The sequence below is a fragment of the Janthinobacterium sp. AD80 genome (assembly GCF_002878455.1).
Classification (GTDB): Bacteria; Pseudomonadota; Gammaproteobacteria; order Burkholderiales; family Burkholderiaceae_D; genus Janthinobacterium.
Map to the genome: position 1 here is coordinate 53898 of NZ_NRDQ01000044.1, position 23171 is coordinate 77068.

General features: G+C 56.7%; 20 protein-coding genes and 1 pseudogene. All 21 read right to left on the bottom strand.

Annotation, left to right across the window (positions count from 1 at the left end):
* Nucleotides 1–3: 3 nt before the first annotated feature.
* The 21 genes and pseudogenes from JaAD80_RS10980 to rfbC all read right to left on the bottom strand — a co-directional run bounded on the left by JaAD80_RS10980 (nucleotide 4) and on the right by rfbC (nucleotide 23168).
* Nucleotides 4–1236, bottom strand: coding sequence for a glycosyltransferase family 4 protein (locus JaAD80_RS10980; RefSeq protein ID WP_102294200.1), 1233 nt, complete (start codon nucleotides 1234–1236; stop codon nucleotides 4–6).
* The gene (locus tag JaAD80_RS10985; protein WP_219726809.1) at nucleotides 1233–2945 is read right to left on the bottom strand and encodes a heparinase II/III family protein; all 1713 of its coding nucleotides are present in this window, start codon (nucleotides 2943–2945) and stop codon (nucleotides 1233–1235) included. The genes JaAD80_RS10980 and JaAD80_RS10985 overlap by 4 nt, the downstream gene beginning before the upstream one ends.
* The gene (locus JaAD80_RS10990) at nucleotides 2920–5055 is read right to left on the bottom strand and encodes a bi-domain-containing oxidoreductase (protein WP_102294201.1); all 2136 of its coding nucleotides are present in this window, start codon (nucleotides 5053–5055) and stop codon (nucleotides 2920–2922) included. Before JaAD80_RS10990 ends, JaAD80_RS10985 begins: the two co-directional genes overlap by 26 nt.
* A gap of 61 nt (nucleotides 5056–5116) precedes the next feature.
* Nucleotides 5117–5875 (bottom strand): AglZ/HisF2 family acetamidino modification protein, encoded by a 759-nt coding sequence (locus JaAD80_RS10995; RefSeq protein WP_102294202.1) that lies wholly within the window; start codon nucleotides 5873–5875, stop codon nucleotides 5117–5119.
* 3 nt (nucleotides 5876–5878) lie between these two features.
* Nucleotides 5879–6493, bottom strand: coding sequence for an imidazole glycerol phosphate synthase subunit HisH (hisH, locus tag JaAD80_RS11000; RefSeq protein ID WP_102294203.1), 615 nt, complete (start codon nucleotides 6491–6493; stop codon nucleotides 5879–5881).
* Nucleotides 6490–7623: an N-acetyl sugar amidotransferase gene (locus JaAD80_RS11005; protein WP_102294204.1), complete on the bottom strand. Its 1134-nt coding sequence runs from the start codon at nucleotides 7621–7623 to the stop codon at nucleotides 6490–6492. The genes hisH and JaAD80_RS11005 overlap by 4 nt, the downstream gene beginning before the upstream one ends.
* A gap of 63 nt (nucleotides 7624–7686) precedes the next feature.
* The gene (locus tag JaAD80_RS11010; RefSeq protein ID WP_102294205.1) at nucleotides 7687–8508 is read right to left on the bottom strand and encodes a glycosyltransferase family 2 protein; all 822 of its coding nucleotides are present in this window, start codon (nucleotides 8506–8508) and stop codon (nucleotides 7687–7689) included.
* Nucleotides 8505–9494, bottom strand: a complete 990-nt coding sequence (locus tag JaAD80_RS11015; RefSeq protein WP_146012355.1) for a glycosyltransferase family 2 protein — start codon at nucleotides 9492–9494, stop codon at nucleotides 8505–8507. Before JaAD80_RS11015 ends, JaAD80_RS11010 begins: the two co-directional genes overlap by 4 nt.
* Nucleotides 9434–10462 carry an EpsG family protein gene (locus JaAD80_RS11020; RefSeq protein ID WP_102294207.1) on the bottom strand — a complete coding sequence of 343 codons (1029 nt, stop codon included), beginning with the start codon at nucleotides 10460–10462 and terminating at the stop codon, nucleotides 9434–9436. Before JaAD80_RS11020 ends, JaAD80_RS11015 begins: the two co-directional genes overlap by 61 nt.
* 238 nt (nucleotides 10463–10700) lie before the next feature.
* Complete coding sequence (wecC, locus tag JaAD80_RS11025; protein WP_102294208.1) at nucleotides 10701–11969, bottom strand: UDP-N-acetyl-D-mannosamine dehydrogenase; 1269 nt, start codon at nucleotides 11967–11969, stop codon at nucleotides 10701–10703.
* On the bottom strand, nucleotides 11966–13126 hold the full coding sequence (wecB, locus tag JaAD80_RS11030) for a non-hydrolyzing UDP-N-acetylglucosamine 2-epimerase (protein WP_146012356.1): 1161 nt from the start codon (nucleotides 13124–13126) through the stop codon (nucleotides 11966–11968). Before wecB ends, wecC begins: the two co-directional genes overlap by 4 nt.
* Nucleotides 13127–13276: 150 nt before the next feature.
* Nucleotides 13277–14263 carry a hypothetical protein gene (locus JaAD80_RS11035; RefSeq protein ID WP_102294210.1) on the bottom strand — a complete coding sequence of 329 codons (987 nt, stop codon included), beginning with the start codon at nucleotides 14261–14263 and terminating at the stop codon, nucleotides 13277–13279.
* Nucleotides 14264–14267: 4 nt separating this feature from the next.
* Nucleotides 14268–15614 (bottom strand): hypothetical protein, encoded by a 1347-nt coding sequence (locus JaAD80_RS11040; RefSeq protein WP_146012357.1) that lies wholly within the window; start codon nucleotides 15612–15614, stop codon nucleotides 14268–14270.
* A gap of 10 nt (nucleotides 15615–15624) precedes the next feature.
* Complete coding sequence (locus tag JaAD80_RS11045; RefSeq protein WP_102294212.1) at nucleotides 15625–16548, bottom strand: transketolase family protein; 924 nt, start codon at nucleotides 16546–16548, stop codon at nucleotides 15625–15627.
* Nucleotide 16549: 1 nt separating this feature from the next.
* Nucleotides 16550–17353, bottom strand: a complete 804-nt coding sequence (locus JaAD80_RS11050; RefSeq protein WP_102294213.1) for a transketolase — start codon at nucleotides 17351–17353, stop codon at nucleotides 16550–16552.
* Nucleotides 17350–18447 carry an NAD(P)-dependent oxidoreductase gene (locus JaAD80_RS11055; protein WP_102294214.1) on the bottom strand — a complete coding sequence of 366 codons (1098 nt, stop codon included), beginning with the start codon at nucleotides 18445–18447 and terminating at the stop codon, nucleotides 17350–17352. Before JaAD80_RS11055 ends, JaAD80_RS11050 begins: the two co-directional genes overlap by 4 nt.
* A 1-nt stretch (nucleotide 18448) precedes the next feature.
* Complete coding sequence (gene rfbH / locus JaAD80_RS11060; protein ID WP_102294215.1) at nucleotides 18449–19777, bottom strand: lipopolysaccharide biosynthesis protein RfbH; 1329 nt, start codon at nucleotides 19775–19777, stop codon at nucleotides 18449–18451.
* Between the two features lie 18 nt (nucleotides 19778–19795).
* Complete coding sequence (gene rfbG, locus JaAD80_RS11065) at nucleotides 19796–20863, bottom strand: CDP-glucose 4,6-dehydratase (RefSeq protein ID WP_102294216.1); 1068 nt, start codon at nucleotides 20861–20863, stop codon at nucleotides 19796–19798.
* Nucleotides 20863–21633, bottom strand: a complete 771-nt coding sequence (rfbF, locus tag JaAD80_RS11070) for a glucose-1-phosphate cytidylyltransferase (RefSeq protein ID WP_102294217.1) — start codon at nucleotides 21631–21633, stop codon at nucleotides 20863–20865. Before rfbF ends, rfbG begins: the two co-directional genes overlap by 1 nt.
* Before the next feature lie 74 nt (nucleotides 21634–21707).
* Nucleotides 21708–22622, bottom strand: coding sequence for a dTDP-4-dehydrorhamnose reductase (gene rfbD / locus JaAD80_RS11075; protein ID WP_102294218.1), 915 nt, complete (start codon nucleotides 22620–22622; stop codon nucleotides 21708–21710).
* A pseudogene (gene rfbC, locus JaAD80_RS11080) lies at nucleotides 22619–23168 on the bottom strand (dTDP-4-dehydrorhamnose 3,5-epimerase). Before rfbC ends, rfbD begins: the two are co-directional and overlap by 4 nt.
* Nucleotides 23169–23171 lie beyond the last annotated feature (3 nt).

A 23171-nucleotide genomic window follows, 5' to 3' on the forward strand; every position in this document is an offset into this window, starting at 1 on the left:
GTGTTAATTCTGTACGTCAACGATCTGCCGCGCCGCGCCGCACTCACCTGCTGCGGGTGGCAGCAGCGTCACAATGTCGCGCGCCATCGCCCGTACGATGTTTTTTCTGGAGAACTTGGTGATAAATTCGGGACGCGGCATGTCGTGCAGGCGCAGGCTGTCAAACGCGTTCACTGCGGCATCCACGTCGCAGGGATAAAACACGGCGGCGTTAGGGATTTCGGTGGCCACAAATTGAGCCGCGTAGCCGTCCACGCCTGCCCAGATGGGCTTGCCGATCGCTCCATATTCGAACAATTTGGACGGCAGCACCTTTTTGAAGGCGGCATAGTCATTCAAATGTACAAACAGGACGTCGGCGTCGCGGTAGGCAGCAATCAGTTCACTGCGCTTCATCGGCGCCATCAGCGTCACGTTGTCCACGCGGGCTTGTGCCAACGCTGCCTGCAAGGCGGCACGCCGTCCGCCGTCGCCAATCACGTTGAAATGCAGGCGTCCGTGCATGCGTGCCGCCAGCGGCGGCAGTATCGTGTGCAAACCCTGGCCTTCCCCGATATTGCCGGCATACAGTACTGACAGGATTTTGCCACTCTTTTCTTGTGCGGGCGCGGCCAGCGGCAGAGCCTCGGGCAGGAACTCATCGTCGATGCCATTGGTGAAGAAGGAGTAGGGCTGGCGCGGATAGCGCGTCGAAAAGTATTCGCCGAAGCCGGCCGAGACCAGGTTGATTTTGCTGGCACGGCGCATGGTCCAGCCTTCCAATACCGAGAACAGGGGCTTGGCCACGCGCGCAAAGCGTTTCGGCAGCACATCCTTGATGGTATCGACAAAAATGTCGCGGATATCGAGGTACAGGCATGCGCTCGTGCGACGGCTGATCCATGCGCCCAGTGCAGCCGTCATCAGGCGCGACGAGGTGGCCAGGACCAGATCGTACTTGTTTTGACGGGCTATCTTGACGGCGTTGCGGGCGTAGGTGAGAAAAGCCTTTGACTGATCCAGCATGCCGCTCTGGTGTGCGGGCAAGTTGATACGGTGCAACGTCAGACCAGGAAGCTCTTCCAGTGCCGGCGCGGCCGCGTTAAAGCCGCTGTAGCGGTTCGGCATGGTCGTGACGACGTCGATATGCGTGTCAGCCGGCAAAATTTCGCGTAGCGCCTCGACCAGCGCCGATGCTCTGAACGGGCCGGGACCGAGGTCGGGCGGATAATAAAAACTTAAAACTAAAATTCTCATGGATAGTTCCAGCTGAAGCGGGTAGTCAGATCCGCGCCTTCAAAGCGGATACGAAGGCAATGCGTTTCCTCACTGACACCAAAGCGCGGATGCCAATGGTCAGGCTGCACGCTGAGGGTGCCTTGGTCGATGGTGACATGCACGGTGCTATCATCGGGCAGCAACAGCATGCATTGTTGCCGGTCAGCGCCGGGCGCCACACGGATTGCCGGATGCAGGTGGAAAAACGCTTCGGCAAGGCGGAACGGGCCGCTCACGCGATCGTGGACGGCGAGCTCGCCTGCTGCCAGGCGCCAGTGACGACGGTGGATATTTTTTCCTGGCAGGCGCAGGTAGCCATCGTGCGTGCAGCTGATACCCAAGACAGGACCCGGTGCATCAATGCGGATATCGTGCGGATAGGCGCGGCGCGCCACGCGAAAGCCGCTCCAGACCTCGGACGAATCGGTGCCGTCTATTTGCACGGTATTGTGCGCGGCGGTACCTCGTTGACGCAAGCGTTCGGCGCCCAGCCCATACTGCGAAGTGCCACTGTTGACCAGCAGGCGCTGGCCGGACAGCGACCATTCGAATGACAATGTGTCCGCATGCGCATGACCGGGAAGGTAGTCCGGACCAACGGCGGCGGCGTCGAGCAGCAGCACGGACATCCCTTGTTGCAGGCGCAGGTAGCCACTGGCCGCGAGGTGGGTGACGCCGTCGGCGGGCATTGGCGGCACAGGGCAGCAGAGGCTGTCTGCATAGCGCGCCAGTTCGGCCGTTTCCACGGCGATGCCAAAAGCGGCATCGTTGAAGAAACCGATTCCACCGTCAGGATGGCTGAGCATGGCTAGCCAGGATTGCATTGCCGGAATGCGGCTGCGCCAGTCGCTGGCTTGGCCGTCGAGCGCGTCAAACGCTTGCGCCAGATTCACAAGATCCAGCATGTCTTCCAGGGCCAGCACGTGGTACATCGTGCTCAGTTCGAAGTGCGCGCCATCGGCCAGGATCTGTTCGGGTACTTCGCGCGCCAGGATGCGCAGCGCCGTAACACGCCAGGCATCGGCCTCCGGTCCCATAAAGAACTGACTGGCGAACAGCAGCGCCTTGGCATTGGCGAACAGGTGATTGCCCAGCAAATGGATCTCCAGGCGTCCGGCCAGCCAGCGCACTTGTACCGCCAGGCTGTTGAGCTGCTGTGTATCGAGCGTATTCCCCGCCAGCGCCCATTTGATCCAGTTGACGATGCGCAAGGACATAGGATACGGTTCCCATCCATTACCATGGCCAGGGGGATTCGCCTCGATCCAGCGCGTCAGCAGGCGCTGGTGCTGTGCTGTCAACGCCATATTATTGCTGGCGTTGAGGGTATCAAAATAGTGCAGGTTGTACAGCCACAACTTGTCCAGCGTGCCGTCATTCCAGCCATTGATGGCGCACAGCTCGTGCTTCTGGCCGAGAAAGCAGAATGTATCGTCCCCGGTCAGGCTGGGATCGCGCCGGGCCGCCAGTTGCCAGGTACCGGCAAGCGGACGTAGCGGCGGCGCGGTGCGCAGGTCCGGGCGTGGACGGCGCATGCGAAACAGCAGCCGGCCATAAAATTGCACCGGTTTCAGGTGGCGCAACGTATGCCAGTAGAGTAGCAGGCCGGGCTTCAACGGAATTCCCCCTGGGATCGGGTACGTAAGCTCATGTGGTGCAATCTCATTGTTGGCGCAATAATTCGGCAACCTCGATGGTGACGCGCGCCACTTCGAAAATGTCCGCCGGAGCGATCGCCGGCACGCCGCTTTGTACCGCAGCCAGGAAGGCCGCCGCGCATTGCTGCTGCCCCTTGTCCTGCTTCCACAGGTTCATGCGCGAAAATCCCGGCCAGCCAAAGCCCTTGAGTTTGCGGAAATTGTCGAGTTGTAGGACGCGGCCCGACGTAAACACTTCCACCCGTTCCTTCGGGTAGTTGGCGGCGCCGTTTGCCAGATACATGATGGTGCCGAAAGACCCATCGGCGAAGCCCAACGTGATCGATGCCTTGTCTTCAGTAATTGCCACGCCGGGCGCGTCGCCCATGCGGCGCGCCTGCACCGAGATGATTTCGCTGCCTGCCAGGAAGCGCATCAGATCGATGAAATGACAGGCTTCGCCGATGATGCGGCCCCCGCCCACGGCATTGTCCTGGGTCCAGTGATTGGCCGGGATTGCCCCCGCGTTCATCGTCATGATGAATGATTTCGGTTCGGCGACCGAGGCCAGCAGCGATTTCATCTTTTGCACTTGCGGCGAGAAGCGGCGGTTGAAGCCGATCATCAACTGTGGCCCACTACCGCTGCCGTGGGCTGTATCGTAGGCGGTGCGGACCTGCTGCAGCTCATCGTGTCCGATGGCCAGCGGTTTCTCAACGAAGACGTGCTTGCCGGCCGCCAGCGATTGTGACACCAGTTGCGCGTGCGTATCGTGGCGGGTGACGATCGCTACCGTATTGATGGCGGCGATGGACAGCATGGCGCCGACATCGGTTGATGCCTCGGCAAAGCCGCTTTTCTGACCGTGAATAACGCTGTTGATACCGCCAGAGGTAACGATGCTGTGAAATTGTGCGCCTGCGGCCTTGAAAGCGGGAATCAACACGCGCGAAGCGTAGTTGCCTGCACCAATGAAACCGAGTACCGGGCGTTCCGCCTGGAAGGTGGTGTTCGGTGCCAGGGTTACCTGACGCTTGACGCGCTCAGCCGTTGGCGACGGGTATTGAAGCAGAATACCCAGGCCCGCCTTGTCGTCCGTCAATGCCTGATAAGCGCTAGGAGCATCTTCGAAGGCGAAGCGGTGGGTGATCAGGGGCGCGACATCGAGCTGGCCGCTGGCCAGCATGTCAAGCACCGCCTCGAAATTGCGCTGTTCGGTCCAGCGCACGAAGCCGAGCGGATAATCCTGGCCTCGCTCTTCGTAGTTGGGGTCATAGCGGCCTGGACCATAGGAACATGATACCTGGAAGCTCAATTCCTTTTCATAAAAGTCGGCGCGGCTCATTTCCAGACCGATCACGCCAACGAGCACGATGCGGCCGCGCTTGCGGCACATGCGCGCCGCCTGCGACAACGGGTCATTGGACTTGGTCGATGCGGTAATGATGACGCCATCGACGCCCTGGCCGCGGCTGAATGCCATGCCGGCCGCTACCGGGTCTTCACCACGGCCCGGATTGCAGGTGGCAGCGCCGAACTGGCGTGCCAGGGCCAGCTTCGATTCGTCGAAGTCGATTGCCAGCACGCGGCAGCCATGTGCGCGCAGCAGTTGCACGGTCAGCAGGCCGATCAGGCCGACGCCGGTGACGACAAAGCTTTCGCCCAGTGTGGGCTGCGCAAGGCGCATGCCTTGCAAGCCGATGCTGGCCACTACCACGAAGGCCGCGGCTTCATCGCTTACGGTGTCGGGGATGCGCGCGCACAGGTTCATGGGAACCTTGACGATATCAGCATGTGGCCCGTTCGACACGACGCGGTCTCCCGGTTTGAAGCCGCTCACGCGCGAGCCGGTTTCTGCCACCACGCCCACGTTGCAATAGCCGAGAGGTAATGGCTGGGCCAGTTTCGAGCGTACCGCATCGATGGTGGTCATCAGGCCATCCGTGGCGACTTTTTCCAGCACCATTTTGACTTTGTCTGGCTGCTGGCGTGCCTTGTCCAGCATCGATGCCTTGCCGAACCCGACCAACATGCGTTCGGTACCTGCGGAAATGAGCGACACCGTGGTGAAAATGTTCAGGCTACCGCTGGAAGGGGCAGGGGCGGGGGCCTCGACGAGCGAGGTGGTGCCATTTGCCATGTCTTGAAGGATCTGTTTCACAAAATTACCAATGCATAAAATAGTGGGTAGGGCTGGAACGGTGTGGCGGCGCTGTACACGGTCACAGCAAGCCGCGTTCCTGGCGTGATGGATAGCTGATGAGGACAGCCTTGTACGCTCCCTTGAAGACGAACAAGCTGCCAGCAGCCACGCCGATGATGCCGAAGCGGGCGATCATGTCCTTGATGTGGTCCAGCGAACCGGCGCCACCAAGCACCGTCATCGGTACTTTGACGCACTTGTGCACGGCACTGATCAGATCGAGGTCATAGCCTTCCATCATGCCATCGCGATCGATGGCATTGAGGCAAATTTCGCCGACGCCGTGTTCCTGTAGTTGTTTGCAAAATTCGACAGGCGACAGGCCGGTGCCGGTTTTTCCATTGTTGATATAGATTTCATAACCACGGCCGAACGATCGCTTCTTGACGTCCAGGATGACCACCACGCTTTGCGAACCGACTTCAGCCGCTAATGCGCTGACCAGTCCGATATCGGACACTGCCGCCGAACTGATGGCGATTTTTTCCACGCCCAGTGCAAAGATACGGTTTGCCTGTTGTACCGTTTTGATGCCGCCGCCATAACACAAGGGCATGCGGCACTCGCGTGCAAGGTTCTCGATCAGCCGATAATTCGGTTCGCGTCCTTCGGCACTGGCGTCGATGTCGAGTACAACGATCTCATCGACTTCCTTCTCGTTAAAGATCTTGACCGCATTGATAGGATCGCCGACGTATTTGTGATCCTTGAATTTGACGGACTTGACCAAGCCGCCATCCTTTAACAGCAGGCAGGGAATGATTCTGGCTCTGAGCATGGCTTATAACTCCGCAAAATTTTTGAGTAGCCGCACGCCGTTACGGTGGCTTTTCTCAGGGTGAAACTGGACGCCGTAAATGTTTTCGTGATTCACGCCGCAGACGAAGCGGGTGCCATACTCGACATCGGCGAAGGCGTCGCCGGCCCGGTTGCAATCGAAGTAATAGGAATGCAGGAAATAGAATTCCGATTCCATATCGAGTCCGGTGAGCAAAGCATTGTCATTGAGTGAGCGCACACTGTTCCAGCCCATGTGCGGTAACAGCAGTTCGTGGCCTGGACGGGTCGCATCGATCTTGCGGACCGCGCCATCTATCCAACCCAACCCAGCTTCGCGGCCTTCGTCGCTTGAGAGGGCGAGCATCTGCATGCCAACACAGATGCCCAGCACCGGCCGCTTCTCTTCGAGCACGAGGCGGTTCAATTCCTCGCGCATACCGGATGCCTGCAGCAATTGCATAGCGTGATCGAAGGAACCCACGCCGGGCAGGATAATTTTGCTGGCGTCGCACAACTGACTCGCGGTATCAGCCAGTATGAATGGCACGCCCAGGCTTTTGTAGATGTTGGCAAAGGCGCTAATGTTGCCAAGGCCATAATTGACGATCGCTATCATCGTTTGATGGCCCTTTCCACGCCCAGTTTTTTCAGGATCGCCGCACCCAGGTTGAAGAGGAAGCGCTGGTTATTGTAGTCGCGGTAAGATTTTTTTGGCAAGTTCATGCAATCGCGCAATTCGTCACTCGAGATATCCAGCTTGGTGGCGATATAGTCGAATTCTTCGTCGATGGTGGCCGGATTGTGGGCCGGCTTGCTCAGTTCCTTCAGCGCCTCTTCGCGTGTCATCTGTTTGGTCAGAATCAGGCTAGAGAATTGGACGCGGCGCGTATCCATGCCGAAGCGCGTCGGCAGCCAGTAACCTTCGTAGAAACGGGTAAAACGGGACTCGAAGTGTTTTTGCGGGTACGCCCGCCAGCCATAGGTCGAGGCGAGTGTGTCGATTGCGATCTTTTTGCTGTATGGCATGTAGTCGAGCGGTTTGACTACCCGCACGCCCTTGATATAGCGCAGGTAAAACTTATGGAACAGGATGCCGCTGAAGGGGAAGGTCTTCAGCTTGCGCTTGCCGAACCGGCCATGGATGTCGCGAATCTGACGCAAGTCGGTGCCGTAATAGAGCCAGTCTAGCGGATTGCGTACGCATTCGGTCGAGACATTGCCACCATTTAAGATGTACTTGATCTTGTGTTTGTTGGCGAAATGGTAGAGCGTTGCCACAAACGCGTGGTCTTGCGGAATATCCAGATGGGGCACGCCGGACTTGAAGAATGCCAGCTGCAGATCCTTCATCTCTTCCCAATTGATGACCTCAGTGTAAAGATCCATGCCCAGGCCGTCCACCAGCATCTGGATATTGCTGACGGCAATGTCCGAATTCCAGCCGCCGTCGACGTGGAAGACCAACGGACGCAAGCCGTACTTTTTCACCGCCAGGTGCAGCAGATAAGAACTGTCGAGTCCACCGCTCATGCCTAGAATGCAATCGAAGGGCTTACCTTGGCCTTCGAGCTTGATTTTGTCGGCCACCGCCTGGAATTCGCGCTCGCCCACGGCGTCCGGATGCCAGTTGGGAAGTACATGATCGTTGAAATCATGGCAATGGTCACATACGCCATGTTCGTCAAAGACGATCTGGGTATCGGTGGTATCCATCACGCAATTGCTGCAAACTTGGTACTCTCTCATTCGTGCTGCTCTCTAGGTATGATATTTGACTATATTGTGGGACTGCCCGTGGAGGACAGGGAATTAAAAAATTTTCACATATTCCCGATAGGTCTTATGTGACTTGCGGGCCATTTCCCACACCGCCCGGCTGGGTAATTGTTCAATCGTCGCGTGCCAGTGATGGGTCACCTGGATGCCGGGCTCGTAATAAATGGACATGCCGGCATCGTTGATCTGCTTGCTCAAGAAATATTCTTCGCCCATCAGGAACGTCGGCGCCCACAACAGTTGCAGCTTCTCGAAAAACAGCGGCCCGAGAATGTAGCAAGACCCGTGACCCTGGTTGACGACCTGGCCGGTCTCCCACTGTTCCTCATCGCGGCGATCACTCATGCGCTGGGTCAAGGAGGCGGCCCATTTGATGCAGCGGCCCAGGTAGTAGTTGGAATAATACAGATCGTACATGAGTTCGCGGAACTTGCTAATTCCATTAATTACATGCGGGTTCTGATGTATGCCGTCCACGGTGATGACGTCTGGCGACACCACGGGATAGGTTTGGAATAGCGCCTTGTGGCGGGCGATCGACTGCAAGAAATCCGTCCGGAAGGTTAGATCGTTGTTGCCGACCACCATGTAATTAATATCGCTATGGTGGCTGCGTAAATGGTTGATGCCGATATTCAGGCCGGTGAAGTAGCCGGAATTTTCCGGATTGAAAATAATGGTTATGTCCGGAAACTCATCTTTCAGACGGTGCAGGGCCGTGATGCTATCCGGCGTGGAATTATTGTCAACAATAACAATTTGATATTCATGGTCGTTGTTTTTCGCCAGCGAAGCGACGGCGGCGCGTGTAAATTGCGTATTGTTGTAATTAGTGCAAACGTAGCCAATTTTCATTTCTTCTCCAATGGATAGGCACCGACTTTTCCGCTAAAAAAATCGCGAACGCCGCGGGCCATCATGCGCAGCGAGGCGCGCGGCTGTGGGTCGTAAAAGAGCACGAGCATGCATAAAATGCCGTGTGCAATACCAAATTTCAAAGTGAAGCGGAAATCGGATCGCATATACTGTTGCGAAAAATACATAAAATTCCTGTACATATAATAACGTCGCAATGGCGAGTGCAACGTGTAGTAGCGCTTGAATAATTTCGGTACCTGGTGGGCCGCACCAAGTTCGTGGTAAAGCACAGCATCGGCGACTTTAGTTATGGAAAAGCCAGCATGCCTGACGCGTAATGAAAATTCGATATCGATGCAATCGATGAAGTAATCTTCATTGTAAGTGCCGACGCTGCGATAGATGTCCATGTTGACCAGGTTGCCAGAGGTAATAGCGTACTTTACCGTACCAGCGTGGACGGCCGCCCTGGCTTCACCATGTAACACCAGGTTGGGTGACAGGCACATTGCGCCGGTATCGCGCGCGTGGGCCGCCAGCATGGCGCCGACCATGCCTGGTGCCGCGACACTATCCTGATCCATGGTCAGCACCCAGGCGGCGCCTTGCTCTTGTGCATGGAGTAAGCCAGCGTTGAGCGCGTAACCGATACCGCGATTGCTTCCAAGTCGCATAATTGCCACATGTTCGCATTTTTCCAGTTCGTCCAGCGTACGCATTGATTGCGCATCGGAGCCGTTGTCGACGATGAGGATGGAATCGACCTGGGGCATCAGCGCCTGCACGGTTGCCCGGGTTTTTTCCTCCCCATTATAACTGACGATAATTGCAATAACTGAGCTTGAGCGCATAAATATATTGTTGATATTGCCTGTAAAATTACGCTCGGGTAGCGCCGTTGTTTGAAGGGAGTAGCATCGTTCTAGAAATACGGCCCCAGCAGATTCGCTGAAAATAATGAAAAGAGCAGATACGCGAAACAAATGCCAATAATGGTTCCTATCGCCATTCTCCGATCCTTGATCAGGTATACCAGATTCGGCAGCAGGACGATTTCCACGATAAGCAGAAGCTCACTGGTACGCGAGCTGATTGCTGGGACACTAGCAAAGGCAGCAAATATAAACAGCGCTAAAAAGTAAATCTTCAGCAGTAGCGAAATATAGGGGTTTATCCGCTTCAGGGTGTCGATATGCCAATACAACGCATAGGCAATGCAGCAACGCATTACGTATGGAAAATTGAGAAAATTGATTTCGGAATCAAAATACGCAAGTTCCGTATAATTTTCGATTTTCAACCGGATCAAATCAATCGGCAGCATCTTTAATGAGCTGAAAATGTCTATTCCCATGTAATACATGGCCAGGCCGATTGGCACCAGCCAGGCATATTTTTTCAAGCTGCTGCTGCTGCCAGTCAGGAAATATAACGGAAAAATAACGATGGCGGAATAGTGAAATACAAATGCTAAGCATGAGAATAACAAAAATCGCCTGAGATTGCGCTCCAGGATGGGGCGAATGCATAACAACAGGAAACCTGCAGCGACACCGACCCTGATCTGCGTCATTTCCAGTAGCATGAAAAACATCGAGTAATAAACCAGCAGCGCCAGGTTGCGGTGCGGCGTGATTTGATTAATCGCGTACAGCTTGGTACCCACTCCCAGAAAAGCATACACGAAGAAAATCATCAGGCTGGAAGAGAACAGACGATCGGCCAGACTTGCAATGAGAATGAAAGTTGGCTCTACGTTTTTAAACTCTGACTCCAGTATATAGCCGTAATATTCCAGATAGCCGTGATAATCTCGGTCCACCCCTTCGCCGCGCATGGCGGCGAACAGGATCAGCAGTATTCCAATCGCAAAAAACGATACGCGCGACGTTACATTGCGGCTGAACGAAAATGCAGCAATTAAGATGAATAAAAAAAAGTATACTTCCATCGATGATAATGTCTTCGCGCAAAATTGAATGCCGGCTGGCAGTGCTGTTTATGCAACCGGTGCGCAAGCACGGGTATTTTCTTGTGCCAGCGCACTTGAGAAGGCCCGCGACGATGCGGGCATGATTCCGCCTGCAGAGCATTCCGGCGCGGCGATGACAATACGTTAAATGCAGGTATGGCGCAAGCCAGGAGGTTGAAACAAATTGTTGCCGGAGCCTGCACTCCGGCAGCAATGTTTAACCTTGCCAGATACCGCGCGTATCGATTACCAGATGCTCGCTCAGGCGGCTTGCCGGGATGGCCTTGAACGTCTTGTGGTCAACCAGCAGGATCACGATTTGCGCCCGCAGCAAAGCTTCATCGACGTCCGTCAATGTCAGTGCCTCGGCCAGCTTGGCGGGCAGGGCGCTGATATTCGGTTCTACCGCCAGCACCGTTCCCGGATGGCTGGCAGCGATGCTGCGCGTGATCGACAATGCCGGGCTTTCCCGCAGATCGTCGATATCGGGTTTGAATGCCAGGCCGAGGCAGGCGATGGTCACATCACGTGCTGTTTTGTCCGGGTAGCGCTGCAGGAAATCGGCAACGGCGATTTTAGCCTTTTGCATGACCCATTCTGGCTTGCTGTCGTTGACTTCGCGCGCACTACGGATCAGGCGCGCCTGTTCTGGCGATTGGCTGACGATGAACCAGGGATCGACGGCGATGCAGTGCCCGCCTACGCCTGGCCCTGGCTGCAGGATGCTGACGCGGGGGTGACGGTTGGCCAATCGGATCAGTTCCCACACATTGACATTTTGCTTGTCGCAAATCATCGACAGCTCGTTGGCGAACGCAATATTCACGTCGCGGAAACTGTTTTCAGTCAGTTTGCACATTTCTGCCGTGCGTGCATCGGTAATGACGCATTCACCTTCCACAAAAGTACGGTACAGGGTGGCGGCTGCCTGCGAACAGGCTGGCGTCATGCCGCCGATTACGCGGTCGTTCTGCACCAGTTCGCGCAAGACATGTCCGGGCAACACGCGTTCAGGGCAGTGCGCCACGCGGATGTCGGATGCTTCGCCGTGACTTTGCGGGAACGTCAGGTCCGGGCGCGCCTCAGCCATCCATGCGGACATCTGTTCGGTGGCGCCCACTGGCGAGGTCGACTCAAGAATGACCAGGTCGCCGCGCTTGAGCACGGGGGCGATCGCCTTGCTGGCCGATTCGATGTAGGAAAGATCAGGTTCGTGATCGCCTTTGAACGGCGTGGGTACGGCGATCAGGAAGGCATCGGCTGCTTCCGGCTGCGTGGTGGCACGCAGGTAACCCTGGCTCACCGCAGCCTGGACAATCATATCGAGATCGGGTTCGATGATGTGGATTTCACCGCGGTTGATGGTGTCGACCGTGGCCTGGCTGATGTCGACGCCGATGACTTTTTTCTTGAACGAAGCAAATACGGCGGCGGTTGGCAGGCCGATGTAGCCGAGGCCTATGATGGAAACGGAATCAAATTTCATGGTGTCGGACGGTAGAGTTGAAGAATGGAAGCGATGATGCGCGCGCAGGCAGCGCCGTCGCCGTAGGGGTTGTGGGCAAAGCTCATGCTTTCATAAGCGGCGTCATCGGACAGCAGTAGCGCCAACTGTTCGCTGATGGTTTCCACAGATGTACCCACGAGGCGCACGGTGCCGGCTTCGACCGCTTCCGGACGTTCCGTGGTTTCACGCATGACCAGTACCGGTTTGCCGAGCGACGGGGCCTCTTCCTGAACCCCGCCGGAATCGGTCAGCACCAGGTGGGCGCGGTTCATCAGATAGACGAACGGCAGATAATCGAGCGGCTCGATCAGGTGCACATTGTCGATGCCTGCCAACAGCCGTCGTACTGGCTCCATGACGTTCGGATTCAGATGGACGGGATAGACGATCTGCACGTCGGGGAAGCGCGCCGCCGTCGCCGCCAGCGCACTGCAGATGCGCTCGAAACCGTCGCCGAAACTCTCGCGACGGTGTCCGGTGACCAGCAAGACTCTCTTTTGGGGGGGCAGGAAGGCGAACTGGGACTCCATCTGGGTACGCAGCTGCGTATCTTGCGCGAGCTTGCGCACGACGTCGAGCAGAGCATCAATCACGGTATTGCCGGTTACGACGATGCTGTCCGCATCGACGCCCTCTCTCAGGAGGTTCGCCTGCGAGGTATTGGTGGGCGCGAAATGTAGGGCTGCCAATGCACCAGTCAGGCGCCGGTTGCCTTCTTCCGGCCAGGGCGCGTACAGGTCGCCGGTGCGCAAGCCAGCCTCCACATGCGCGACGGGAATTTGTTGGTAGTAGGCGGCCAGGCTGGCGGCGAAAGTAGTGGCGGTATCGCCATGTACCAATACCAGGTCGGGCTTGAATTCGGCGAATACGGTTTTCATGCCAGACAGGATGGCGCCGGTAACGTCACTCAAGTCCTGTCCTGGTTTCATAATCTTTAGGTCAAAATCGGGGGCGATATCAAACAACTGCAAAACCTGATCGAGCATTTCACGATGCTGACCTGTAACACAGACTTTTGCTTCGAAATGCGTATCGGCGGCAAGTGCCAACACCAGTGGCGCCATTTTGATTGCTTCCGGACGGGTACCAAAAATGGATAGAACTTTCAATCGAGGCTGCAAAAGTAGAGTGGTCATGAGTAGTGGATAGTGAAACGACCGCTGATGGGCGGCGTGGCAGTGCGGTAGATGGCAGGACGCCGATGGCCAGATTGACTTTGGTCATATTATAACATTTTGCTATTTCGCCGGACAAGGCCGAGTGCTTGTCGGCGCGGTTCTGGAGGCTCATTTCTGTCCCTTCCATTTGCGTTGGACGAACGCCGCCAGGCGCCGGCCGAACTTGCGCCAGCCAAAATAACGGCTCGGGTCAATGCGGGCGTCCGAAGCTTCAAAATGCTGTGTTTTCTCGATAAAGATATCAAGATTGTTCCAGAACTGAGCTTGCTTTTCCAGATAGAGGGCACGCGCCAGAGGCAAGGTTTCCCTGGCACGTGCAATTTCGGCTGGCTCAGCACCCCAGGCGATGCCGTGCATCTGGGTTTCCGTCTTGACCAGCGCCGATGGCGCGTTGTCATTGGGGATGACGATAGCGATACAGCCGCACAGGGTCGCTTCGATGCAGAGGCTGGAAAATTGATAACTGATGAAGTATTCGCAACTACGGAATAACTCAGCCAGTTCTTCCTTGTTGTCCGGATAGGACAGGGTGATTTCCACGCTGTCGTCGTTTATCAGCGGGCTGCTGGCCTTGGCTGTGCGGTGGCGCCCCAGATAGAAGCAGCTCTTGCCGGGCGTGCGGTGGCCCGATTCATGGAACAGTTCGGTATTGATCAGCGGCAAATACAGGATATGGTCCGGCACGGCAAAGCCTTCAAGCATAGCCGAGGAATATGCCAAGTTGAATTCACCATCCCGCAATGCGGCCACACCGTCGAAAAAGCCAGGCTTGTTGAGATAGTAACGCACCACTTTGCTGGCGTGAAATGGATTTCCCTGCTCCACCTCGGGATAGATGGCCACCGGTTGACGGCCTTGCCGTTGATGAGACAGCAGGATTTTCTTGGTCAGCAATGGTGTGGCGAGGCCAGCACGGGTTTTACTCTTGCGGTTGCGTTGTAGTGTATCGATGACCAGGTAGGCCTCCTGTCCCGATACATTCAGTGCATGGCACAGCAGATGCAAGACGACAATACCTGCCGAGTGCTCGGTATAGCTGGGCGCCGCGATGTAATATGGAGCGCCACGGCTGACGAAAAAGGTGCGTTGGTGCATATGGTCAATTACGTAGTTTTCTGCGCAGAATGATGAGTGCATACGGCAGTGAAATGAGTACTGTTGCGGCCATGTAGCCGAAAGTCATGCCATTTGCACCATAGTATTTCCCCAGGAAATAGGTTGATAAGGCGGTCACGAAGGCCATGCATACGGACAGGTACAGGAATGGCTCCTGTTTGAACGAACGTAGGTAGGCGGCTGACGCAAATACGAAGAAATTGGCGATGCAGGAAATAGCGATCCAGATGCTGGCAGGAGCCGGAAGGAATTTATTGGCCAGCACGGGGAAGAGTTTTGGCCCTCCCAGCACCAGCACCAGGCCTGCACCGATCAGCAACACGCTGATGAGTGAAGATTTCCTTAGCGTGCTGAGAAAAAATTCCTTCAGTTCGTCCTGCTTGTCGAGCGCGATCAGTTGGCAAAAAGTCGGTACCTTGGTGGTGATCCAAGCCATCGCAATATTGGTGATGCCCATGAAGACAGCGAACGTCATGCCCATTTGACCGGCCACTGCGGCGCCGTGGAAGGCGAACAGGACGGGGTTGAACAGGCTGAAGATGAGGTATCCGGACAGCCAGCTCAGGCTGATGCGCCACTGGAAAGGAAAAATCTCCTTTTTCCACGAGATTGAGGCGGTCATCGTGTTGCTTTTGTCGTGCTGTGTGGATAGCCAGGCCAGCAGGCCCGTGCGTTTGAGCAGGAACAGCCCTGTCAGCACACGCATGGCATGCAGGATGACGATGGCGTACAGGCCCGCGCCGGCAGCGAGTGCCAGTCCAAAGCAGCCGAAGCCCACCAGGTCTTGCCAGGTGCGGATGTATGCGACTTCCTTGATCTTCTGGCAGCCCTCGAGGATGGCATTGAGCGGCAAGAGCAGGATACCGCAGGAAAATGCGGCCACGGCCATCAGCCATGGTCCTTGCCAGGCAAGGGAGCTCGACGGCGCCTGATTTTTTGTGAAAAAGACCAGGCCTGCCACTGTCACGCTGAGCCAGAAAGCAACGGCCACGAGCATGAACCAGCGCCGACTCATGCGGATGAGCGCATGCAGCCTGGCAGAAGCGTGTTCGCGTTCTGCGAGGGTACTATTTTCCGCGCGCGCCTTTGAAAATTCATGCGCGGAGAATTGCGTCAGGACAAACGTGAACCCCAATTCAAAAAATACCTGAAGACTAAACAGGCTGGCGAACGTATAGTAATAACCCTGCTGCTCGGCTGTGAAGAACCATGCGAGACATGCAATCGTGAGCAGATTGGCAATTGCCGAGGAGCCACGGTTAAGTAGTGTAGCGAAAATCGCACGATCCATGCCGATGCGTTTTTGCGCCACCATTAATAATTGTTTCATCGTGTCGCGATCAGGAAACCATACCGGTGGCAAGGCGAATCTTGGTCAGCAAGGCAGGCACGTCGAGGCCGTGTTCGGTGATCAGGTAATTATAGCTGCCGCATTTTTCGGAGAAGCGGTCCATGATGCCGCAGCGAATCACCTGTGCCCGTTGCCCGGCCTGGCCTGCGACGATTTCAGCGACCAGCCCGCCGAGGCCGCCCACTTCGGCGTGTTCTTCCAGCACGACCAGATGTGCCACCTCGCGCGCCAGCGCCGCAACCTGGCTGTGGTTGATCGGCTTGATCGATGGCGCGCTCCAGACCGGGCAATTGCCCAGTTGTTGTGACAACTGCATGGCGCGGCCCACCATGGAGCCAGTGGCCAGCAAGGCCAGCTGTCCCGGCGTACCTTGGTGAGCCGGCACTAGGTCGCCCAGCTGCGCCGTGATAGGGGCATGGTGCACGTCGCCCAGATCCGATTTCCCCATGCGTAAGTACAGTGGTGCCTGGAACGCCAGCGCATGCTCCATTGCATATGCCATCTCGAAAGTGTCGCCTGGCGAGAGAATCCGCATGTGCGGAATGGCGCGCAGCACGGCGATATCCTCGGTGGACTGGTGGCTGCTGCCAAGGCTGCTGTAGACCAGGCCCGCGCCGTCGCCGATAAATACCACCGGCAAGTTTTCATAGCAGACGTCAATCTTGATCTGCTCCAGCACGCGCACAGGCACAAACGCGCTCAGGCCGTAAACGACAGGCTTGAAGCCAGCCTTGGCCAATCCGGCGGCCATGCCGACCATGTTTTGCTCGGCGATACCGGCATTGATGAACTGTCCAGGTACCGCCTTACAAAAATCGTCAAAAAGGGCATAGCCATGGTCACCCGTCAACAGTACGATTTTCGGGTCGTTCAGGGCAGCCTTGACGAGTGCATGGGAAAAAGTCGATCGCATATTATGGTTGCTCCAGTTCGGCCATGGCCTGCGTAAAGGTGGTGCTGTTCAGGCGGGTGTAATGCCAGCTATTGTCATGTTCCATGAAGGACACGCCTTTGCCCTTGACGGTCTTGGCGATGATCGCTTTGGGCATACCGTTCTTGCGTTGCTTGAGGGTATTGAGTGCGTCTTCCAGCGCGGTTTCGTCATGTCCGTCGATCGACACGGTGTCAAAGCCGAAGGCGGTGAATTTTTGCTGGAAGCTGCCTGGCGTCATTACTTCGTCAGTGCTGCCCATGGCCTGGAAACCGTTCTCATCGACAATCACGAGCAACTGGTCGAGCCTGTGGTGGGTAGCGAACAGCATCGCTTCCCACATAGTGCCTTCATTCATTTCGCCATCACCCACGACGACATAACAGTACTGCGAGCTGCCCTTTAACTTGGTTGCCAGTGCGAGGCCGACGCCGACGGACAGACCATGCCCCAACGAACCGGAGCTGACTTCGCAGCCAGGAACATGTGCATCTGATAAGCCTTTTAGGCGCGTGCCATCGGCGAAATAATTCCCCAGCTCCTCTGTGGAAAGCCAGCCTTTTTCATGCATACAGGCGTACTGGGCCATTACGCCATGGCCTTTGCTCAAGACCAGATGATCGCGCTGCGCAGATGTGGGATCGTTGTCAGGATAGTGCAGATGGTGACGGTACAGCACCGCCAGGATATCGATAATCGAAAATGCACATGCGATATGAACGGTAGAACCTGCGTATGCCATTTGCAATACGGAGCGGCGCAGGACGCGTGAATTGAATTTGGTCATGGTCTTTTCTCAATAGTAGAGCGGATGATATGCAGCCGCGCCCAGTCGATGGTTTTACTGAGTGCCGATGGCAGATCGGTATATTGCTCCAGTTGTAATTGCTTGCGTGCCTTCGCTGTGGCGGGCACGTAGCGCTGCGCCGCCAGTGAGGCGCTCGCCGTGCTCATTCTGACGGGCGCGGGCGCATCGGTATGCGCGGCGACTAGCTGGGCCAGCTCCCCTATGCTCAGTGCGTGTTCTGACCCTACATTGTAGTGTTGACCACTTTCGCCATTAACCATAATGGTCAGCAACCAAACCACCATGTCCGCCGCATACAGGTAAGAGCGTACGGCGCTGCCGTCGCCTCGCATGACGATGGGTTCGCTACGCAAGCCGTTATGGATAAAGTTGCCGGCGGCAAAATGACCATCCAGGGGCAAATACGGGCCGAGCAGCGCAAAACAACGCGCGATGTTTGCATGTAAGCCATGTTCACGCGCATACCAGCCCAGCAGCCATTCCGAGGCGATTTTCCCCGCGCCATACGCGGCACCTGGCTGTGACATGTCCTGCGCGCCCTCGTGCAGCTCCGGCAGATGCGTCAGCGTCGCTGGTTGGGCTCCATACACTGCGCCGGAACTGGTCAGCAGGTAGTGACTGGCGCCGCAACGCACTGCCAACTCCAGAGTCTGCCTGGTGCCGTCGAGGATGTCGTTGAATACGGCGTGCGGCTTGCCGTTGGCTGCCGCTACATCGGTGGCGGCATGGATGAGCATATCAAACGGTTCGCTGATGTGGCCCAAGGCATTGGTATTGCCCTCGACCAGGCGCACGATGGCATGTTCGGCCAAGTGCGGCACCCGGGCACGGAACGCCTCAGGACTGCGGCTGAGCACGATGAGCAGCAGCTCCAGTTCGAGCTCCTGGTTTGCCCAGATCAACGCTTCGAGCAGCCAGCAGCCGACAAAGCCGGTGCCGCCTGTGATGAACACGCGGCGCCCGCGCAGCATATCCCATACCTTGGCTGGCACGCGCTGCAGGATTAATTGCAGATCCTCATGTGCGACACCGGGCTGGTGCTGTTTCGCCGGTTTGGCGGTTTGGCAATCCATTTTAGTCAAAATTGAGGCCGAAGAATGCTTCGATCTTGTCGATGGAGAAGTCAAGCATTTCGCGCGTCAGGCCCGGATAAACGCCGATCCAGAACGTATCATGCATGACTCGGTCGGTATTGGTGAGTTCGCCCGATACGCGGAAGTTGCGGCCAATCATATACGGCTGGCGCGTCAGATTGCCGGCGAAAAGCAGGCGCGTGCCGATTTTATTCTGGTCCAGATAGGTCAGCAGGTCGACACGATTGACGTTGGCTTCGGGACGTAATGTGATGGGGAAACCGAACCAGGACGGATCCGAGTTGGGGGTGGCTTCCGGCAGGATCAGGAATTCCGTGCAGCTTTGCAGTCGCTGTGTCAGGTAGGCAAAGTTGCTCTTGCGCGCGGCAACAAAGCTATCTACGCGATCAAGTTGTGCCAGGCCGCATGCTGCTTGCATGTCAGTAATCTTCAGGTTATAGCCCAGATGGCTGTACGTGTATTTGTGGTCGTAGCCGTCTGGTAGCGTGCCCAGCTTGCAACAGAAGCGCTGGCCGCAGGTGTTGTCCTTGCCCGGCGCGCAATAGCAGTCGCGGCCCCAGTCGCGGAACGATTCGGCGATCGCTTTCAGTTCCGGGTTGTTGGTGAAAACCGCACCGCCTTCACCCATGGTGATATGGTGGGCAGGGTAGAAACTCATGGTGCCGATATCGCCAAAGGTGCCGCACATCTGGCCGTTGTAGGTGGCACCCAGCGCATCGCAGCAGTCTTCGACCAGCCACAGATTGTATTTCTTGCACAGCGCGACGATGACTTCCAGGTTGAATGGATTGCCCAGGGTATGGGCCAGCATGATGGCCTTGGTCTTGTCCGTGATGGCCGCTTCGATTTTTGAGGCGTCGATATTGTAGGTGCCCAGCTCGACGTCGACGAACACGGGGACGGCACCGAATTGCAGGATCGGGTTGACGGTGGTAGGGAAGCCGGCCGCTACGCCGATGACTTCGTCACCAGGCTGGATGGCGCGCGCGCCCAGTTTTGGTGAGGTCAGCGCCGAGAAGGCTACCAGATTGGCCGAGGAGCCGGAGTTCACGGTGATCAGGAATTCCACGCCGATGATTTTGGCCAGGCGTTTTTCAAATTCGTCATTGAAGCGACCCGTGGTCAGCCAGGCGTCCAACGACGCTTCGACCATCAGGCTCATCTCAGGCGCGCCAACGACTTTGCCGGCCGGCGGAATCACCGTCACGCCAGGTTCGAAAGGTTTTGGCTCGCTGGCCAGTGCGCCGTATTGCGCCACCAGGGCGGCGATTTGATCACGGATTTGTTGTTGGGTCAGTTGTTCGCTCATGGTACAGCCTTCAATTTGTTAGGTATTTTGATAAGTAGTGATTTGCGCCAAGGTCATTGCACGCATGTCGGTGCCTTGGTCGCACGCTTTGTGCCATTCGACGATTTTGGCGATGGTTTGGCCGATATCCCAGCGTGGATGCCAGCCCAGCTGGCCGCGCGCCTTGGAACAATCGAGTTTCAGATAGGTCGCCTCATGCGGATGGTCCTGGCCATCGAGCGACCAGGAGGCGCCGGCGCCCCACTCTTGCGTCATGCGCTCGATGATCCATTCGACGGGCTTGGCGTCGGTATCGTGCGGGCCGAAGTTCCAGCCCTCGGCATGTACGGGGCCTTCCGTGTACAGTTTTTCCGCCAGCGTCAGATAACCGCTCAGCGGCTCAAGCACGTGTTGCCACGGGCGGATAGCGTGGGGGTTGCGGATCATGACGGGCTCACCAGTGCCGATCGCGCGCAGCATGTCGGGAATCAAGCGATCCAGCGCCCAGTCGCCACCACCGATGACGTTGCCGGCGCGGCCACTGCCCAGGGCTATGCCGTGCTCGGCGTATTTGTCCGCATGGAAGAAGGAACTGCGATAGCCAGCCGTGACGAGTTCGGCGCAACCCTTGCTATTGCTGTAGGGATCGTAGCCACCCATAGCTTCGTTTTCGCGGTAGCCCCAGGGCCATTCGCGGTTTTCGTAACACTTGTCGCTGGTGACATTCACCACCGCGCGTACGCCTGGCGTGGCGCGCACGGCTTCGAGCACATTCACTACGCCCATGACGTTGGTGGAATACGTTTCCACCGGGTTCACGTACGAGTAGCGCACCAATGGCTGCGCCGCCATATGGATCACCACATCCGGGCGCGCGACAGCCATGGCGCGCTTGACGGCGTCGCCATCGCGCACGTCGCCGATGATCGACTGCATGCCGCACGCCACATTGGCCACTTCAAACAGGCTGGGTGTGGTGGGCGCATCTAGTGCGTAACCGGTCACGTCGGCGCCAAGCTGTTGTAGCCACAGGCTCAGCCAGCCGCCCTTGAAGCCGGTGTGGCCGGTGAGGAAAACACGTTTTCCTTGCCAGAATGCGGGATTCATCAAGCTGCCTTCCAGGGCGCTTTGCCCGATTGCCAGAGCTCTTCCAAGTGTACTTTATCGCGCAGGGTGTCCATCGGCTGCCAGAAGCCGCGGTGGAAGAAGGCATTCATTTCACCTTGTTTCGCCAGGTTCTCCATCGGTTCCTTTTCCCAAACGGTTGCATCATTACTGATGAAGTCGATGACTTTTGGCGAAAGGACAAAATAACCGCCATTGATCCAGGCGCCGTCCCCTTGCGGCTTTTCCTGGAAACTGTTGATCTTGTGGCCGTCCAGGCTCAGGGCGCCAAAGCGGCCCGGTGGCTGGGTCGCGGTGACGGTGGCGAGCTTGCCATTCGCGCGGTGGAAGTCGACCAGCGCGCTGATGTCGACATCGCTGACGCCGTCGCCATAAGTGAAGCAGAACATTTCTTCATCATTCAGATATTGGCGGACGCGCTTCAATCGGCCCCCCGTCATGGTTTCGTCACCGGTATCAACCAGGGTGACCTTCCAGGGCTCGGCATTGCGTGCGTGTACCTCCATCTGATTATTTTGCATATCGAAAGTGACATCGGAAGTATGCAAAAAATAATTGGCGAAATATTCCTTGATTACATAGCCCTTGTAGCCGCAGCAAATCACGAAATCATTAATGCCGTGCGCTGAATAGCTCTTCATGATGTGCCACAGGATCGGTTTGCCACCAATTTCAATCATCGGTTTTGGCTTGAGATGTGTCTCTTCGGAAATTCGGGTGCCAAGGCCGCCGGCCAGAATGACTGCTTTCATTATTAATTATTCCTCTTGATCGAAGTGGATGCTGCTAGCGCCGTTTTTTTTATTGGATTGGCAACTTCTGTTGCTTACTGCTTGTCGTTTTTGGTCATGCCGTCGAGGCAAAGGGTGAGTGCATCATGCCAATCCGGCAACACACAGAAAGTCTTGATAAACCGTGCGCTGGACAATACCGAGTAGGCCGGCCGTGCTGCCGGCAATGGGTAGTCTTGCGTGGCAATAGGCACGACAGGGGGCTTCCTGGACGTTGATGGATGATCCAAGATGGCTTTGGAAAAGCCATACCAAGTGGTTTCCCCTTGCGCAGTCAGATGATACAGGCCCGAGTGTTGTTTCCACGCATCAGTCGAGGCGTCTCCTGCCGTCGCGAAACCGGTGGGCGAGCCCAATGTGGCAATGGCGCAGGCCGTTGCATCGGCAATACTGGTGCTGCAGGTGGGGGCTCCATATTGATCGGCAACGATGCGCAGCTCATCCCGTGCCTGTGCCAAGCGGAGCACCGTTTTTAGAAAATTGTTGCCGTGCGCACCGTATATCCAGCTTGTGCGCAATATCAGGTGGCGGGCGCCGCTTTCGCGCACTGCCTGCTCGCCCGCCAGCTTGCTGCGGCCATAGGCGTTGAGCGGACACGTTGCATCGTCCTCCGTGTAGGGACTGCCCTTGCTGCCGTCGAAGACATAGTCAGTCGAGTAGTGGATGATGGCTGCACCGAGCCGCTTGGCTTCTTGTGCCATGACTCCTGGCGCCTCGCCATTGATGCGCATCGCCAGCGCCAGCTCGTTTTCGGCCTTGTCGACGGCCGTATAGGCAGCCGGATTGATGATCAGGTCAGGCTCGATTGCGCGGATCACGCTCCGAACTTGGTCGAGGTCGGCCAAGTCCATTTGCGAGCGGTCCAGCGCTATCACTTCACCCATGCCCTGCAGGCGTTTATGCAAAGCATATCCAAGCTGGCCGGTCTTGCCAGTAATGAGGATTTTCATGCAAAGACCTCGGCAGCTGCCAGTTCCTTGCCCAGCTGGTCTTTTGCCGACAGGATGGGCGCGTCGCCATGCAGTGGCCAGTCAATGCCGATAGCCGCGTCATTCCAGGCAATGCTGCGCTCAAACTCGGGTGCCCAATAGTCCGTGGTTTTGTAGAGAAATTCGGCGCTCTCGCTGGTCACCATGAAGCCGTGGGCAAATCCCTCAGGTATCCAGAGCTGACGTTTGTTCTCGGCAGACAATACGACGCCGACCCATTGGCCAAACGTCGGGGAGGAGGCACGGATATCGACGGCGACATCGAAGACCTCGCCCGCCACGACGCGCACTAGCTTGCCTTGCGGTTGCTGGATCTGGTAATGCAGGCCGCGCAGCACATTCTTGCTGGACTTGGAGTGGTTATCCTGGACGAAATTGGCCTGTACCCCCGTCAACTCGGCGAAGCGCTGCTGGTTAAAGCTTTCGTAAAAAAAAGCCCCGATCGTCGCCAAATACTTTGGGTTCGAGGATCAATACGTCGGGAATGGCAGTGGTTTGAATATGCATGGC